The organism is Dactylosporangium sp. NPDC050588, assembly GCF_040654975.1.
Taxonomy (GTDB): domain Bacteria; phylum Actinomycetota; class Actinomycetes; order Mycobacteriales; family Micromonosporaceae; genus Dactylosporangium; species Dactylosporangium maewongense.
The window spans coordinates 152233-167900 of sequence record NZ_JBFAJA010000007.1; the positions used below are offsets into that span (position 1 = coordinate 152233).

General features: G+C 70.9%; 14 protein-coding genes and 1 pseudogene. 7 read left to right on the forward strand and 8 right to left on the reverse strand.

All coding sequences use genetic code 11. The features are described 5' to 3' along the window. Positions 1 to 37 precede the first annotated feature (37 nt). Genes AB0I21_RS06665 through AB0I21_RS06675 form a run of 3 tightly spaced genes read left to right on the forward strand, consistent with a single transcriptional unit; the run spans position 38 to position 4904 of the window. A complete protein-coding gene (locus AB0I21_RS06665) occupies positions 38 to 2002 on the forward strand; it encodes an N-acetylmuramoyl-L-alanine amidase (RefSeq protein WP_360559430.1) in 1965 nt (654 codons plus the stop codon). Then, positions 1999 to 3288: a C39 family peptidase gene (locus AB0I21_RS06670; protein ID WP_360559431.1), complete on the forward strand. Its 1290-nt coding sequence runs from the start codon at positions 1999 to 2001 to the stop codon at positions 3286 to 3288. The genes AB0I21_RS06665 and AB0I21_RS06670 overlap by 4 nt, the downstream gene beginning before the upstream one ends. Before the next feature lie 11 nt (positions 3289 to 3299). Beyond that, positions 3300 to 4904 (forward strand): family 10 glycosylhydrolase, encoded by a 1605-nt coding sequence (locus tag AB0I21_RS06675; RefSeq protein ID WP_360559432.1) that lies wholly within the window; start codon positions 3300 to 3302, stop codon positions 4902 to 4904. Positions 4905 to 4981: 77 nt separating this feature from the next. Here the strand turns inward: AB0I21_RS06675 and AB0I21_RS06680 are convergent, their stop codons facing one another. From AB0I21_RS06680 to AB0I21_RS06690, 3 genes are all read right to left on the reverse strand, one after another. Continuing rightward, a complete protein-coding gene (locus tag AB0I21_RS06680) occupies positions 4982 to 6271 on the reverse strand; it encodes a hypothetical protein (protein WP_360559433.1) in 1290 nt (429 codons plus the stop codon). Beyond that, positions 6268 to 8424 (reverse strand): AAA family ATPase, encoded by a 2157-nt coding sequence (locus AB0I21_RS06685; protein WP_360559434.1) that lies wholly within the window; start codon positions 8422 to 8424, stop codon positions 6268 to 6270. The genes AB0I21_RS06680 and AB0I21_RS06685 overlap by 4 nt, the downstream gene beginning before the upstream one ends. Before the next feature lie 295 nt (positions 8425 to 8719). Beyond that, the gene (locus AB0I21_RS06690) at positions 8720 to 9862 is read right to left on the reverse strand and encodes a lysylphosphatidylglycerol synthase transmembrane domain-containing protein (RefSeq protein ID WP_360559435.1); all 1143 of its coding nucleotides are present in this window, start codon (positions 9860 to 9862) and stop codon (positions 8720 to 8722) included. 238 nt (positions 9863 to 10100) lie between these two features. Between AB0I21_RS06690 and AB0I21_RS06695 the strand changes: the two genes are divergently transcribed. After that, on the forward strand, positions 10101 to 10319 hold the full coding sequence (locus AB0I21_RS06695) for a hypothetical protein (RefSeq protein WP_360559436.1): 219 nt from the start codon (positions 10101 to 10103) through the stop codon (positions 10317 to 10319). Between the two features lie 71 nt (positions 10320 to 10390). Beyond that, positions 10391 to 11479 carry a hypothetical protein gene (locus tag AB0I21_RS06700; protein WP_360559437.1) on the forward strand — a complete coding sequence of 363 codons (1089 nt, stop codon included), beginning with the start codon at positions 10391 to 10393 and terminating at the stop codon, positions 11477 to 11479. 273 nt (positions 11480 to 11752) lie between these two features. Here the strand turns inward: AB0I21_RS06700 and AB0I21_RS06705 are convergent, their stop codons facing one another. From AB0I21_RS06705 to AB0I21_RS06720, 4 genes are all read right to left on the reverse strand, one after another. Beyond that, positions 11753 to 12214: a hypothetical protein gene (locus AB0I21_RS06705; protein ID WP_360559438.1), complete on the reverse strand. Its 462-nt coding sequence runs from the start codon at positions 12212 to 12214 to the stop codon at positions 11753 to 11755. Between the two features lie 103 nt (positions 12215 to 12317). Further along, the gene (locus AB0I21_RS06710) at positions 12318 to 12620 is read right to left on the reverse strand and encodes a sigma-70 region 4 domain-containing protein (RefSeq protein WP_360559439.1); all 303 of its coding nucleotides are present in this window, start codon (positions 12618 to 12620) and stop codon (positions 12318 to 12320) included. Positions 12621 to 12671: 51 nt separating this feature from the next. Continuing rightward, positions 12672 to 13175 (reverse strand): hypothetical protein, encoded by a 504-nt coding sequence (locus AB0I21_RS06715; protein ID WP_360559440.1) that lies wholly within the window; start codon positions 13173 to 13175, stop codon positions 12672 to 12674. A gap of 286 nt (positions 13176 to 13461) precedes the next feature. Continuing rightward, complete coding sequence (locus AB0I21_RS06720; RefSeq protein WP_360559441.1) at positions 13462 to 13740, reverse strand: hypothetical protein; 279 nt, start codon at positions 13738 to 13740, stop codon at positions 13462 to 13464. A 47-nt stretch (positions 13741 to 13787) separates the two neighbouring features. On the opposite strand from AB0I21_RS06720, the gene AB0I21_RS06725 reads away from it, so the two are divergent. Further along, positions 13788 to 14180 (forward strand): SRPBCC family protein, encoded by a 393-nt coding sequence (locus AB0I21_RS06725; RefSeq protein ID WP_360559442.1) that lies wholly within the window; start codon positions 13788 to 13790, stop codon positions 14178 to 14180. 110 nt (positions 14181 to 14290) lie between these two features. On the opposite strand, the gene AB0I21_RS06730 is transcribed toward AB0I21_RS06725, so the two are convergent. Next, positions 14291 to 14812, reverse strand: a complete 522-nt coding sequence (locus AB0I21_RS06730) for a tachylectin-related carbohydrate-binding protein (RefSeq protein WP_360559443.1) — start codon at positions 14810 to 14812, stop codon at positions 14291 to 14293. On the opposite strand from AB0I21_RS06730, the pseudogene AB0I21_RS06735 reads away from it, so the two are divergent. After that, a pseudogene (locus AB0I21_RS06735) lies at positions 14805 to 15666 on the forward strand (PP2C family protein-serine/threonine phosphatase). The gene AB0I21_RS06730 and the pseudogene AB0I21_RS06735 sit on opposite strands and share 8 nt — an antisense overlap. Positions 15667 to 15668 lie beyond the last annotated feature (2 nt).

Sequence of the window (15668 nt, forward strand, 5' to 3'; positions counted from 1 at the left end):
TCACGCTGTGCCCAGCCATCCGCAGTCAGGAGGTTCGATGCGCCTTCGCCGCAGGTCCTTCATGCTCGGCGCCGCGGTCGCCCTGGTGTCCACCGCCACCGTGGTGCCCGCCGCCCCCGCCACCGCCGCGCCGGCCACTCGCCAGGCCGCATACGCCGACGCCTCCGCCACCTGGGGCGTCCCGGTCGGCGTCCTGCTCGCCGTGTCCTATCTGGAGTCCCGGTGGGACACCAACCGCGGCGCGCCCAGCACCAGCGCCGGGTACGGCCCGATGCACCTCACCGACGCCGCGGCGCTCGCCGCTACCGCCCAGCCGCACCACGACACCGGTGACGCGCGCGGCGACGACTCCCGCGCCCCGAAGACCGTCCCGGCCGTCACATCCGGCGCGGGCGGCCCGGCGCTGCAGACCCTCGACCGGGCCGCCGAGCTCACCGGCGCGTCGGAGACGGCGCTGCGCACCGACCCGGCCGCGAACATCAACGGCGGGGCCGCGCTGCTCGCCCAGTACCAGCGCGACGCCGGCGCACCCGGAGGCGCCGCCAGCGACCCGGCCGCCTGGTACGGGGCCGTCGCGAAGTACAGCGGCGCCGACACCACCGACGCCGCGGCCGCGTTCGCCGACGAGGTGTACGCGACGCTGCGGGACGGCGCCAGCCGCACCACCGACGACGGCCAGCTCGTCACGCTCGCCGCGCAGCCCAGGATCAGCCCCGTCACGGCGTGGCTGGACCGGCTCGGCCTGCGCCGGCCGCCGGCCCGCCCGGACGGCCTCGAGTGCCCGGTGGACATCTCGTGCGAGTGGATCCCCGCACCGTACGAACAGTTCGGCGACGGTGACTACGGTAACCACGACCTCAGCGACCGCCCGGCCCGGCAGCGGATCGAGTACATCGTCATCCACGACACCGAGGCCAGCTACGACACCACGCTCGACCTCGTGCAGGACCCGACGTACGTCAGCTGGCACTACACGCTGCGCTCCGTCGACGGGCACGTCGCCCAGCACGTGAAGACCAAGGACGTCGCGTGGCACGCCGGCAACTGGTACGTCAACGCCAAGTCCGTCGGGCTGGAGCACGAGGGCTACGCCGCGCAGCAGGGCGCCTGGTACACGGAGGCGATGTACCGCTCGTCGGCGAAGCTCGTGCGCTACCTCGCGGCGCGCCTGGCCATCCCGCTCGACCGGCAGCACATCATCGGCCACGACAACGTGCCGGGGACCGTGCCGTCGACGGTGAGGGGCATGCACTGGGACCCGGGCCCGTACTGGGACTGGAGCCACTACTTCGACCTGCTGCACGCGCCGTTCGTGCAGTTCGGCACGCCGCGCACCGGCCTGGTCACGATCGACCCGGACTACGGGCAGAACCAGCTGCCGTTCACCGGGTGCACGGGCACGCCGGACACCCCCTGCCCGCCGCACGGATCCTCGTCGGTGCTGCTGCGCACCGCGCCCGCCGCGGACGCGCCGCTGCTCAGCGACATCGGCCTGCGCCCCGGCGGCGAACCGGCCACCATGCAGGTCTCCGACCACGGCGCCCGCGCCGCCGCCGGGCAGACCTACGCCGTCGCCGACCGGCAGGGCGACTGGACCGCGATCTGGTACCTCGGCCAGAAGGGCTGGTTCCTCAACCCGCCGGCGCGCCCCGCGGCGAAGTGGTCGACCGGCCTCGTCGTCACCCCCAAGGCCGGCAAGGCGACGATCCCCGTGTACGGGCGCGCCTACCCGGAGGCGACCGCCTACCCGGCCGGCGTGCCGGTCCAGGCGATCACGCCGCTGCAGTACGCGTTCACGGCCGGCCAGCGCTACACCCTCGGCGGCATCGTGCCCGGCGAGTACTACCGCGCCACGACCTTCGACGGCTCCTCGCCCGGCGACTGGACCGTCATCCGCGGCCAGAACCGCTACGCGCAGGTCCAGTTCGGACACCGAGTCATGTTCGTCAACCTGGACGACGTGCAGATCCTGCCGTCCTTCCTTCCTCAGGGGTCCTCATGAGACGCACCGTCGCCATCGTCGTGCTCGCTCTTGCTGCAGTGCTACCGGCGGCGGCCCCCGCGGTGGCCCACCCCGTGAGCCATGACGAGCAGATCACGTTCCATGCCTGGCAGAGCTTCCCGCAGTGGCTCTTCGGCAAGAGCGAGGGGACCAGGGCCGTCCCGGGCCGCAAGCCCTACCTCACCATGGGCCGCGCCGCCGGTACCGCCGACGGCTGGGACTACGCGACCTGGACCTCGCCGGTGCAGCGCGTCGGCTTCGGCGCCAGCGAGCTCGTCGCGTCCTGGAACGCCGACACCCCGGCCGGGACCTGGCTGCAGGTCGAGCTGGAGGGCACCTACACCGACGGCCGGGCGACCCCGCGGTACGTCATGGGCAAGTGGGCCAGCGGTGACCAGGACATCCACCGCGCCACCGTCGACGGCCAGAGCGACGGCGTCTCGTCGATCTGGACCGACACCTTCTCCATCGACGACGCCTCGGCCGGCGTGCTGCTGCAGTCCTACCGGCTGCGGCTCACCCTGTTCCGCAAGGCGGGCACGACCGCGGCGCCGCGCGTCTACCTCGCCGGGGCCATGGCCTCCAACGTGCCGGACCGCTTCACCGTGCCGGCCAGCGCCGGGCACATCGCCTGGGGCCGGGAGCTGGCGGTCCCGCGCTACTCGCAGAACATCCACGAGGGCCACTACCCCGAGTACGACAACGGCGGCGAGGCCTGGTGCTCGCCGACGTCCACGGAGATGGTCGTCGAGTACTGGGGCAAGCACCCCCGCCCGGAGGACCTCGCCTGGGTCGACCCCACCGACCCGGACCCGCAGGTCGACAACGCGGCCCGCAGCACCTACGACTACACCTACGAGGGCGCCGGCAACTGGCCGTTCAACACCGCCTACGCGGCGACCTACGGCCTGACCGGCATCGTGACCCGGCTGCACTCCCTCGACGAGGCGGAGCGCTTCATCGCGGCCGGCATCCCGGTCGTCACCTCGCAGTCGTTCCTCGCCACCGAGCTGACCGGCGCGAACTACTCCACGTCCGGGCACCTGTTCGTCATCGTCGGCTTCACCGCCACCGGTGACGTGATCGTCAACGACCCGGCGTCCTCGTCGAACGACGCGGTCCGCAACGTCTACAGCCGCACCGAGTTCGAGCAGGTGTGGCTGCGCACGAAGCGGTACCGCGCGAACGGCACCGTCGCCTCCGGCAGCGGCGGCATCGCCTACCTGATCGCCCCGTCCACCGCGCACTGGCCGCGGGTGCCGGGCTCCTCCAACTGGCTCTCGTGAAGGTGACCGTGATGTTCGCCCGTTTCTCCGCCTTACTCTGCCTGGCCGCCGCGTTCGTGGCGACCGCACCCGCGTCCGCCGCGGTGGCCGCCGAACCCTCCGTCGAACCCACGGTGTGCGCGACGAACCCCGCCACGCCGAAGCACCAGATGCGGGCCATGTGGATCGCCAGCGTCGTCAACATCGACTGGCCCTCCGCGCAAGGCAAGACCGAGGCCGAGCTGAAGGCCGAGTACGACGGCTGGCTCGACCTCGCCGAGTCGCTCAACTACAACACCGTCATCGTGCAGGTCCGCCCGCACGCCGACGCGTTCTGGCCGTCGCCGCTGGAGCCGTGGTCGCAGTACCTCACCGGCGTCGCCGGCCAGGACCCCGGCTGGGACCCGCTGGCGTACCTGGTGTCCGAGGCGCACGCGCGCAACCTGGAGTTCCACGCCTGGTTCAACCCGTACCGGGCGAGCATGCCCGCACCCGGCGGCGCCGGCACCGACGTGTCGAAGCTGCCGGCCAACAGCCCGCTGCGGGTCCACCCCGACTGGGCCGTGGCCTACCCGGTGAACAACGCCGCCGGCCGGCTCTACTTCAACCCCGGCATCCCCGAGGTGCGCGCCTTCGTCGAGGACGCCGTCATGGACGCGGTCACGAAGTACGACATCGACGGCGTGCACTTCGACGACTACTTCTACCCGTACCCCGCCGCCGGCCAGGACTTCGGCGACGACGCGACGTTCGCCCAGTACGGCGCCGGCTTCGCCACCAAGGCCGACTGGCGCCGCGACAACATCGACCAGCTCATCCGCGAGCTCGACGGCCGCATCCACGCCGCCAAGCCGTGGGTCCGCTTCGGCGTCAGCCCCTTCGGCATCTGGCGCAACAAGGTCGCCGACCCGCTCGGCTCCGACACCAACGGCACCCAGTCCTACGACGCCAACTCCGCCGACACCCGCAAGTGGGTGAAGGAAGGCTGGGTCGACTACATCGTGCCGCAGGTGTACTGGAACATCGGCTTCGCCGTCGCCGACTACGCGAAGCTGGTGCCGTGGTGGGCGGACGTCGTCGCCGGCACCGACGTGCAGCTCTACATCGGCCAGGCCGACTACAAGGTCGCCACCGCGGGCCAGCCCGCCGCCTGGTTCGACCCCAACGAACTGTCCAACCACCTCACGTTCAACCGCCAGTACCCGCAGGTCCTCGGCGACGTGCACTTCAGCGCCGTCCAGGTCCGGGCGAACCGGCTCGACTCCGAGACCATCCTCGCCGCCGAGCACCACACCCGCCCGGCGTTCCCGCCGGCCTGGGGGCCGGCCAAGCCGCTGCTCTTCCCGGTCATCACCGGCGCCCGGCGCACCTCGGCCGGCGCGGAGCTGCGGTGGCGCCCCACCGCGACCGGCGCCGGCCCGTTCGCCGAGGTCACGTCCTACGGGGTGTACCGCCTCGACGGCACGACCGCCGCCCGCGCCTGCGACCTGGCCGACGCCACGCACCTGATCGCCACGGTCCGCGGCACGACGTACACCGACACCACCGCCGAACCTGGCAAGCACTACACGTACGTGGTGACGGCGCTGGACCGGCGCTGGCACGAGAGCCCCGCCAGCCCGCCCCGCTGGATCTGACCGCACACCGTCAGGCCCGTACCTGGTCGCCGGACCGGGTGCGGGCCTGACGCACCAGCTCATTCTGAACTGATCTCTTAGGCAGTAAGCAGGTCCCTGACCTCGGCGTGCAACCTGTCCCGGTGCTGCCGGTCGGCGAGAGCATCGAGAGTCGCCGAGACGTCGAGTGCCACGGTTCGCAGCCGGGCAACGCGGATGCCTTCGGTGTTGCGGGCGACGAGGCGGTGCGGGCTGCCCGGCGTACCAGGATGGATGATGACGGCGGTAGGAGGCTGCTGGGTCGCGCCGGTCGCGCCGAGTGCCTGAGCGTACAGGAGTGTCTGGTAGACATCGGCACGGTCCAGGGAGCGTTCGCCGATCAGTTTGTACTTGGCGTCGACGACACGCCGCCACATGGTCGCGCCCGCGCCGCGCACCAACAAGAGATCTGGAATGACGGTGCCGAACGGGCGGCCGGTGAGCTCATCGACGATCACTGAGCGGTGCCGTGATTGCGGCCGAACCTCGACGGCGCTGCCCTCGAAGGCGTGTTCCACGAGGCGGGTGACGAAGTCCTCGAAGACGCGGTTCATGTCGAAGAAGAACACTCGGCTTTGACCGTTGCCCGCACGGTACAGATCGCTGATCGCCGCGCCGCGCAACAGGAGCAGACTCCAGCCGTGCGCGGCGCGGTAGTGCTCGTTCTGCCGCGTGTAGTGCAGCCGCGCTGCCACGTCGATCGGGTCGAGGCCGGCGGGATCGCAAAGCGCCGAGAAGTCAGCCGCGACCCGGCGGGCGAGGGCGCGGACCGAGGCGGCCGCGGCAGAGCGCGCGGCGAGGTTGAGTCCGGCCGCCAGCACTTGGTTGTCGAGAATGTCGGTTTCATACTCGTCGTAGCGGCACTCGAGCTGGTCCAGCTGGCCAAACCGGGCGCGCACCTGACGGTCGGCGAGAATCCGGCCGCGCAGCATTGGCAGTGAGCGTTCGCGAGTCAGGTAGCTGCGCGTTGGGCCCTGTCGCAGGATGTCATCGGCGGCGCGGGCGAGCATCTGGCAGACGAGGTCGCGCAGATGCAGCCCGCCAGTCTCGATACGCCGCTGCGGTGGCAGCTGCCGAAGCGCATGAATGCCGCTCGCGTAGTCGAGCATGCGCAGTGCTGAGAGGTCGCCGCCGGCCATTTTGGGCCTGACAGCGACCTGGCACTGGTCGAACGTGACCACACCGACTCGTGCAAATGCGGTGATCTCGGCCTGCTCGTTGCGGAGCCAGCGAATCCGCAGCAGCCTGCTCTTGCCTTCGAGTGACTCAGCGAGCTGCTGATCGGCCGCACTAGGGTCGGGCCACGGTACCCGGACGGTCTGGTATTCGGTGAGCTCGTGTGTCGTCATGCCGGCAGTTGATCGGCCAGGCCGACCTGAAACTCGGCGGAGAGGGCTTCAACCATCTCGTCATCGGTGAGCTCGTGGAGGCGCTGCTGCTCCACATCGACCACCTGGGCGCCGATGAGCCGAGCCAGCAGACCGTAGTCGTCGTACGCATACTCCTGCAGCAGCGGAATCACGTCGCCGCGGATAGCGGCACATAGGTCGGCCTCGGTCGCCAGTGGCCTGCCGTCGCGCAGCAGGAATGCGTGGCCGACCTGCCGCTCACGGCCAAGTTCGGCACGGACCCGGCTGTTGAGAGAGTTGAGCAGATTGTCCAGGTGCAGCCTTCCCACGTAGGCGCCCTCCAACAGCTCGACGTCGGGCAGAAGCTCGTAGAACGCGAAACGCCGACGCAGTGCCGCATCGAGCAGACGAATGCTCCGGTCGGCGGTGTTCATCGTTCCGAGAAGGTACACGTTTCCAGGGACGGCGAACGCCTCGGTGCTTTGGGGAAGACGTACCTCGATGCCACGCTTGTCGACCTCGAGCAGGGTGATCAGTTCACCGAAGATTTTGGAGACATTGCCTCGGTTGATCTCGTCGATGACGACGAGATACGCCCGGTCCGGCTCGTCGGCCGCGGCGCGGCAAACTCGTTTGAAGATGCCCGGCAGTAGCTCAAGGCGGAGCCCATCGTCGGACTTCACCGGCTTGAAGCCCTCGATGAAGTCCTCGTACCCGTACGACGGGTGGAACGTCACTTGGGTAAGCTGCCCGACTTTCTCGCGCGTTTCCGCGGGCCGCGAGGGCGCAGACAACGCAGCCAGCACCCGCCTGAACTCCGACGTACCGAATTCGGCAAGCGGGTCCAGCCCGGCCCGGCCATGCGCCAGCCACCAGACCGCGAACCGCAGCGCCAGATGGGTCTTACCAGTGCCGGGCGGACCGAACAGGATCGCCTGCCCCTTCCGCTCCAATGCCTCGGTCACCAGTCTCAGATGTCGGTCTGACGGGGCCTCGACCTCAGTCGTCCCGACGGGCCCCTCGGCCGTCGGCGTGCCTGCCGACACACCCGCCCTGATCTGCCGCCACAGCGTTGCCGAAACCGGCGCAACGGTCGTGACGCCCCAACGCCGGACGGGCTCGATCAGCGTCTGCGCATACGACTCATCCCACGTGACCGCGACCGTGTGCTTGAACTCCGGCCGCTCCGGTCGGTACACGTACCCCGGCTCGATGACAGTGCCGACCGCGAGCACCTTCGATACGCCCTCGTTGGCAACCACCCGATCGCCGGGCTCCAACTGCGTGAGCCGCCACAGCTCGCGGGCCTTGGTTGTAACTGTCGCGGCGCTGCCGTTGTACGGATAATGGGCGGCGAAGACCGCTCGGAGCTCCTCCTCGGAGCCGAACGCTGTCAAATCCTCGATCGAATCCCAGCCCACGCAGATGAACCCGCCGTCGCGGCAATCTTGCCAGAAGCGTGCGCCTTCGCCGGGCGCGATCTTCATGACCGCACGGCCGGCACGCGGATCCGCCCAACCGTAGAGGAACAGCATCACCTCCATCGGGCTCCACCCCGCGAACCGCTCATCCTCCCGCACCAGCGTCAGCAACCGCCGATTAGCCGTGAGGGGTGTCAGGGCCGGCGCCTTGGTGGGGCGCAACAGCTCCGTGAAGTGCTGGACATGAGCCTGCGAGTAGATCGGCAACAGCTCGTCTGGGAAGTAGACGTACAACGTCTTGGCGGTCAGCGCAGGACCGGTGCGGAGCGCAGTGATGTCGTCGACCTCCGCGATGTTCCCCTGCCCGGCCAGCTCGAAAGCCCGGACGAAGCCCGTGCGCACGTCGTCCCAGGCGCGTTCCTGATCGAGGTATGCCTGGTCGAAGTACCACCCCGAGCCATCGGACTTCGCGTAGATGAGCAGCTTCCTTGAGCTGCCGCCGCTGATGCTGCCGAGCTCGGGCGACTTGAACTCCAACCGGTAACAGAACGACGACTTGTATCCGGCGTGGCCCAGTGCGTACCGATCCAGTGTCAGATTCGGCCACTCATCGAGCGGAAACTCGGCGTTGATCTGCTCGGCCTGCCTGGCGGCGTCCTCAACGCGCGCCGCCAGTGCGTCACGGTCAAAGGTGCGAATCGCCTGGTCCAGCTCGTCACGCTTCGAGTCCACAACCACTCTATCAATTCGTCACGATCACCAACCCGCGACCTTCGCCACGGGCTGGTGACCTGTTCTGACCTTGTCGGAACTTTGTTCTAACTATGTGATCAGGTGCGGCAAGCCGTCCATGCGGCAGCGGTGACCGCTTCCGGCTCCCATCGACCATCGTCGCGGAGGACGATGACGTCGAGGTAGCGCAGGATCTCGGCGGCTCAGCACCGATCCTCGCCGGGTTGGTGTGCCTACTGGTGGCGCGCGAGGCTCCCTGCACTCCCACTGGGGTGGGTCACCTGCCGGTGCGGTGCTACCTGGGGCGGCGCAGGACGACCGCGGCGGCCCCGCCGAGCGGGATGAGCAGCCAGCACGACAGCAGGCGGTAGAGCAGGACGGCGGCGGTCGCGGCGATGGCCGTCGCGCCCGACGCGGTCAGGCCCGCGACCAGGGCGGTCTCGATCACGCCGATGCCGCCCGGGGACAGCGGCACCTGCCGGACGATCTGCACGCCGAGGTAGATGCCGGCCAGCGCGGGCAGCGCCACCGGCAGGCCCAGCGCATACGTGCAGGCGGCCAGGCAGCACAGGTCGGTCACCCAGTTCGCGGCGGCGTAGCCGATGACGGCCCACCAGTCGCGGGCGCGCAGCCCGGCGCCGGCCCGCCACGCTTCCCGGGCCGAGGCGAGGAGGCGCTGCACGTACCGGCGGATCCGGCCCTTCGCCGGGGGCCGCTGCGGGTCGGCGGGCTTGGCGTCGATGAGGCGACGGCCGAGGACGACGACGGCGGCCGTCAGGGCGACGATCCCGGCCACGATCGCCAGAGGACGCCAGGTCAGGGACGTCGTGGTGCCGTACGCGGCCAGGGCGGCGCCGCCCGCGACGTACATGAGCGCGAGGCCGCCGATCGAGGCGAGCCCGGACACGATCGCGGTGACCGCGCCGAGCTCCTTGGGGGCGCCGGCGCGCTCGTACTCGCGGATCGCGTAGCCGGTGGAGACCGCGGCGCCGGCCGGGACCGAGATCGAGATCGCGGTGCGGGCCAGGGTGATCGCCAGCACCCGGCGGCGGCGGATCCGGACGCCGAGCGCCGAGAACAGGTACTGCTGCTGCCCCGCGAACGCCGCGACCGACCCGGCCTGTAACAGGGCGGCCAGGGCGACCCAGCCCCACGAGGCGCCGGTCAGCGAGGTGAGCAGGTCCTGGGGGTCGGGGAGCCGCCCACGCAGGCCGATCGCCGCCAGCACCACCACGGAGACGACGACGAGCAGCAGCCGTAGCCACCGGCTCCGCCAGGTCCCGGCCGCCACCTCCTCGGGCGCCGCCACGTCGTACTTCTGCTCGGGCGCCGCCACGGCGCTGCGCGCCGTCTTCTGGCCGGGTGTCGGGGCCGTCTCCTCGTCGGGTACTGCCAGGTCCTCGGGCGGTGTTGCTTCCTCGGGCGGTGACGACGGCATGATCCGATCTTTGCAAACGGCCCGGCCGGACCTGCCCGCACCCCCGCTGAGCAGCACCGGCGGCCACGATCGTCGCGCGGATGTGTCCGATCAGGCAGCCGCCCACGGCCCGCCCGGCGACCACGGTCCTGTCGAGAAGCCGAGTGTTGCATCGATTTAGCTGAGGTCGCCGGGCACGCCGCCCGCATAGGCTCGCCGCCATGCACATGACAGCACCCGTACGCCGCCGACCGGTGCCATGACGGCGCGCACCTTCGTCGTCGTGCTGGACGAGCAGGACTATCGGTACGGCACCGGTGAGCTGCGCCTCCGGGTCGAAGCCGTCGACCGCGCCGGCCCCATCGAGTTCGACGGCGAGCCATGGCTCCAGGTCCGCGGCGTCCGTCTGCGCCGCGACGGCACCGAGGTGGGCCGGCTCCAGGTCCTCGTCCGCGCCGCGCGACTCCCCGCGGTGTAACGCTTTCGCTCCGTATATCGCTACAGGTCGCGGCCGTGTACAGCCGTCGATCCAGTGATTACCTTCTTTGCATGCGTCGGATACTCGCTGTGCTCGCCGCACTACCCATCCTGGTCACCGCAGTGCTCATCTCACTCGCCCGGCCCGCGGCCGCGGCGGTGACGCCACCGCAGATCTACGGCGCGTGGCACTGCGGCAACGACTTCTGCACGTGGGGCACCGCCCGGACCGTGGCGGCGTTCGACGCCCAGAACCACTGGCTGGTCGACCGCGGCGACGGCCGGCCGTCGGTCAACGTCGTGGTGCTGAGCTTCGTCGACCCGGGGAAGCTGCTGAACCTCACCGACGACGCCACGACGGTGGCCGGCGTCCCACGGGGCATGACCCCGGAGATCGTCGGCTACTTCACCGGCCGCGGCATCCGCGTCATGCTGTCGATCGGCGGCATCACGTACACCGACGCGTGGAACGCGGCCCTCACCTCGAACGCCGCCCAGCTCGGCCGCAACGCCGCCGCCGTGGCCCGCCGCCTCGGCGTCGGCATCGAGATCGACTACGAGGAGAACACCGCCCCCAACCTGACCGGACTGCAGGCCTTCATCGACGCGTACCGCGCGGCCCTGCCCTACGACGCGTCCGGCGCCGACCCGGCGGCCCGCCTGACCATCGACGTCGCGGCCGGCGACCGGTGGCTCATCGCCCTCAACCGCAAGGCCACCGCCGACTGGCTGCGCACCGACCGCCCGGTCCTCGACTACGCCAACGCCATGGTCCCCTCGAAGCAGCCGTCAGCGAGCGCGGCCATCGCCAACTGGCAGGAACACATCGACGGCAAACCCACCTACAACCCGGTGGTCCCGCCGCTCGCCCCCGCCAAGTTCACCGGCGGCCTGTACGTCGCCCAGGGCAGCCGCCCACTGCCCGAGTGCACCAGCTACTCCACCTCGCTGCAACGCTCCACCGGCACCTTCGTCCAGTCAGCCGCCCCGAACGGCGCCGGCACCACCGCCGGCCTGCTCGGCTACATGTTCTGGGCCGCCGAACGCCCAGCCACCCGCGGCATCGGCACCGTCCCCCCGAACACCTGCGAAGGCGGCATCGGCGCCGGCGCCACCGCCTACCAGATCCCCATCCCAATGCCCCCACTCCGCCAGACCTGACCCACGGGGACGGGGGCACGCGCGCGACCGGAGTCACCACCGGAGAGGGGGCCAGGTGGTGCCCCGGTCGCGCCGCGGCCGAGCCGAACGGCGTGGCCGTCGGCATGGGGCCACTGGCCCGGGCCTGGTCGCCGCCGCCGCTGCTGCCGTGGTCGACGTACCAGTCGATGATCAGCCAGGGTGGAGCCGCCCCTGCGAGCCCTCACCGGCCACCCGTCCATCTTCTTCCAGGTGCCCGACAGTCACAGCGAAGCCGAGCAATCTGCGCAGATGTCACCGGATCTGACAGATCACCTGAACGTCGTCGAGGCCGCCGGACGGAACAGCGATGGGTGCGTCGGCTGCACACATGGGAGGCCTGGCATTGTCCGGGAACGTGACGACGTCCGACGAGCTTCCGGTCCGCACGTCGGACGGGCCGCCGACGAACTCGCTCGACGGGTCGTTGAGGACATAGCCACGCGGAGCGCCCGTAGCAATGTACCGCCCCGGCGGGACCGAAAGGTTGAACCGGCCGCCGGTCGCCGCCACCGCCTCCGTCACGGTGCCATCGGCGGCCCGGAGCCGTACGGTGCCGGCAACGCCACGGGGCGGGATGTCCCCGGGGCCTCCGACCTCCAGCAACACGCCGGTCACGGGCACGACGACGCTCGGCGCGGACGGCGCTGTCCGCTCCTTGCGCAACACCGTCGATCCGCCCGCGGCGGCCAGTGCAACGACGACCAGGGCGCCCACGAGAAGCCGGTCCCGTCTCCGGCGCGACCGCACAAGGTCCGCGAAGGGTGGCCGGTGCGCGGGCCGCTGCCGGTCCGCCTCCGCGGCCAGCAACGTTTCGAGGTCAGCCATGGTGTGTCTCCTCTCGCGGTAGCCCGGCCAGCGCGTCCCGCGCGCGGCCCAACCGGGACTTGACGGTTCCTGGAGCCACGTGCGGCGCGTCGGCGATGTCTGGGACGGGCAGGCCGAGCGGGTGGTGCATGACGATCGCCTGCCGTCGACCGACAGGCAGCTGCCGCAGCGCCCGCGTCAGATCCATCCGGTCCGTGCTCGGCGTCTGCCCGGCTCTCCGCAACGAGCGCAACCGGCCGCACGAGGCCGAATTCAGATCTGCGACGGCAGCCAGAACGGCAGGCGGTTGGCCCATACGACTGCATGTCACAGAGCGACGACACGACCTGACGATGCGCGCTCGGTGTCAGCTGATGTACTCGCTGAAGCTGCCCCAGACCACGTCGGGGACCATGCCGGTGGTGAGGTCGCCGTCGTTGAGGTCGTAGACCTTGCCGTACTGGTCCCGGGACCGGTCGCAGCACAGGTAGTGCAGGTGCCGCCAGCCGTACCCACCGATCTCGAGCCAGAAGCCGGCCTTGCGCATCGCCGCGATCGACGCCGCGTGCTCCCAGTCCGGAGCGTCCTGCTGCTCCGTGACGGCCCGCTTGTACAGCCCCGCGGTGGCCGCGAGCGCCGTGGAGAACCGGTGGACCTCCCAGCCGTACGGGTCTGGAGCGCCGTCCCGGTCCAGGGTCCACAGGCCGCCACCATCGGTGCGGACGAATTCGGCGTAGTCGGCGGGGATCTCGACCGCCGCGGCACCATGGATCGCGACGATGAGCGCGGTGAACTCGCCGGGAAGAGCGAGGGACGTCGCCCGCTCGACCGGCTTGTCGTCCCGGACGAGGCGCGGGTTGACGGTGATCATCCCGCCGAGGATACGCCTCGCGGGATGAAGACGAGCGCGAACGGGTTCGCGATCAACGCGGCGCCGAGGCGCAGGACGACTCCTTCGCGCGGGAAGACGGCGGGGAAGCTCGCCGGCACGTCGAGCGCTTCCGTCCGGCCCGGCCACCGCGACGAGGGCGCCCTGCTCCCGGTACACCCACGGGACCACCTTGCCGTAGTCGAACCGCAGCCTCGCAGCCACGCGGCTACTCGACGCCCCACTACCTGATGCCATCGCCCGGCCGGGTCGCGGTGCCTGCCCGCGTTCACGACGCCGCTCGCCGCTGGTCGGTGCGTGCTTGCATGGCCTCGAGCATCGCGTGTGCGCGCGCCTCGTGCTCGTCGATCTGCGCCTCCACCGCCGCGAGGATCACCTCACTCTCCGCGCCGGATCGGGCGTGCCGGAGCACCGCGTAGGCGAGCTGGTCGATGTCCTCCGGATTGAGTGGTAGCCGCCACCGGCGCGCGAACGGCCCCAGCGCTGTCGCGGCGTCGAACATCTCACGTTCGGTCGGCTCGCTCTGCGGGGACGGTTCGGTCGTCACGGCCCCAGGTATACACCGCGCCGCGACTTCCGGCGCATGATGGGTGGATGGCACTGCGGCGCGAGGTCGGCGTGGAGGGTCCGCGTGATGCCGGCGATGTCTGGGACCGTTATGTCAGGCCCGCGCGATGGCCGGAGTGGTCGCCGCAGATCCGCTCGGTCGACTACGCCCGGGAGCGCCTGGCACCGGGGACTTCCGGGGTCGTGCACGGTCCTGCCGGACTGCGGGTGCCCTTCCAGATCGTTGACGTCGACGAGACCGGGCCGGTCCGTGTGTGGTCGTGGACGGTGACGGCGGCCGGGGTCCGGCTGCACCTCCGCCACACGGTCCGGGCCACCGCGCGTGGCACGTGGACGGGGCTCACCGTGGAAGGCTTCGCGCCCGCCGTCCTCGCCTACCTGCCGGTCGCCCGCCTGGCCTTGCGTCGGCTGGTGCGGTGACCGCCCGCCGTCGGCGGCTCGTGTCGCGCCGAGGCGCCAGGCCCGTGGGGATTGCGGGCCTGGCGCGTCGGGCCGGACTCCTACGTGTCCGTGCGGGGGCTGGGCTCGCGTCAGTACCGCAGCGGCTGGGCTGACAGCAGCGTCTGGGTCCAGCCGGTCTCGTCGACCGTGCCGCGGCTGACGATGTCGGTGCCGGTGCCGTCGGAGGGGGAGGCGTCGACGTAGCAGTAGAGGGCGCCGCTGCGGTGGTGGGCGAAGTACAGGCCGCCGCCCGGGGACACCAGGTCGTCGAAGACCTGCCAGGTCGAGGAGCGTAGCTCGAAGCGGGCCCAGTCGCCGCCGGTGATGCGGTACGACAGCAGCTCGCCGGCGGCGGTCGTGCCGAGCAGCAGGTCGGGGCCGGTGGCGGTGAGGGTCTTGAGGGTGAAGCCGGTGCCGATGGTGCCGTTGTGGGCGATGTCGGCGGCGGTGGCGGGTTTCGTGGCGGTGACGGTGTACTTGTGCAGCACCCCGGCCGCGATGCCGTACAGGTGGCCGTGCCCGTCGAAGGTCAGCAGGTCGTCGGTCCAGCCGGCGTCGACCTGCACGGGTGGGTCGAAGACGAGGGAATTGTTGTTGGTGATGATGTCCACCCGGTGCAGGACACCGCCGGGTGCGGTGACGAGCAGTGCGTTGAAGTTCAGTGTCGCGAGGGCAACCGGCGCGAAGCCGAGGGCCGCAGCCGAGACCAGGGTCTTGAGGCGGCGCCCGCTGCCGGGCTCAAGCAGGGTGCTGTCCGCTGTGGATCGCGCGGCGGCTGACGTGCGAGGTGCCGCGGCGGCGACGGTGTGTGTCGTCGTGCTCGACCCGGCGGACGGCACGCTGGTGTACTGCACCGCCGGGCATCCGCCGCCGTTGGTCGTGGATCGGGCCGGTGAGGCGCGGTACCTCGCCGCGACCGGCAGCGGGCCGCTGGGCACGGGGAGTCGTTTTCCGCACGGCGACCGGCGTGCTGGAGCCGGGTGAGCTCGTGCTGCTCTACACCGGCGGGATTCTGGAGCGGCCGGGCCGGGAGCTGTCCGCCGCCACGGTGGAGTTGTCCACGGTGGCGGGTGACGTCGCCGCCGGGCGGGCGCTGCCCGGTGAGGAGGTGACGGTCGAGCGGGTCTGCACCCAGACCCTCGAACTGCTGGTCCGGGTCACCGGTCACAGCGATGACATCACCATGCTGGCCGCCCAGCGGGTCACCGCCCCGGCCGAGCTGCGGTTGAGTGTGCCTGCCGACCCGGATCGCTGGACGCCGTCCGGCAGCGCGTCCACGGGTGGCGGCCGGCGCCCGCGTCGGCCGGCACGACACCGACGTGCTGCTGCACGCCGTCGTCGAGCTGGTCACCAACGCCGCCGACCATGCTTTCATCGACTCGGCCGGCCCGCACACCGTCGACGTCACCGTCCGTCTGGACCACCGTGGGCAGGTGCACGCCCTGATCGCCGACTGTCGACCTGACC

What these genes read in the sequence shown, in the direction of transcription:
- AB0I21_RS06675 (WP_360559432.1), top strand. Translation starts at nt 3,300, where the DNA reads ATGTTCGCCCGTTTCTCCGCCTTACTCTGCCTGGCCGCCGCGTTCGTG.
- AB0I21_RS06710 (WP_360559439.1), bottom strand. Translation starts at nt 12,620, where the DNA reads ATGGGCCAACCGCCTGCCGTTCTGGCTGCCGTCGCAGATCTGAATTCG.
- AB0I21_RS06725 (WP_360559442.1), top strand. Translation starts at nt 13,788, where the DNA reads ATGGCACTGCGGCGCGAGGTCGGCGTGGAGGGTCCGCGTGATGCCGGC.
- AB0I21_RS06695 (WP_360559436.1), top strand. Translation starts at nt 10,101, where the DNA reads ATGACGGCGCGCACCTTCGTCGTCGTGCTGGACGAGCAGGACTATCGG.
- AB0I21_RS06715 (WP_360559440.1), bottom strand. Translation starts at nt 13,175, where the DNA reads ATGATCACCGTCAACCCGCGCCTCGTCCGGGACGACAAGCCGGTCGAG.
- AB0I21_RS06700 (WP_360559437.1), top strand. Translation starts at nt 10,391, where the DNA reads ATGCGTCGGATACTCGCTGTGCTCGCCGCACTACCCATCCTGGTCACC.
- AB0I21_RS06690 (WP_360559435.1), bottom strand. Translation starts at nt 9,862, where the DNA reads ATGCCGTCGTCACCGCCCGAGGAAGCAACACCGCCCGAGGACCTGGCA.
- AB0I21_RS06670 (WP_360559431.1), top strand. Translation starts at nt 1,999, where the DNA reads ATGAGACGCACCGTCGCCATCGTCGTGCTCGCTCTTGCTGCAGTGCTA.
- AB0I21_RS06680 (WP_360559433.1), bottom strand. Translation starts at nt 6,271, where the DNA reads ATGACGACACACGAGCTCACCGAATACCAGACCGTCCGGGTACCGTGG.
- AB0I21_RS06665 (WP_360559430.1), top strand. Translation starts at nt 38, where the DNA reads ATGCGCCTTCGCCGCAGGTCCTTCATGCTCGGCGCCGCGGTCGCCCTG.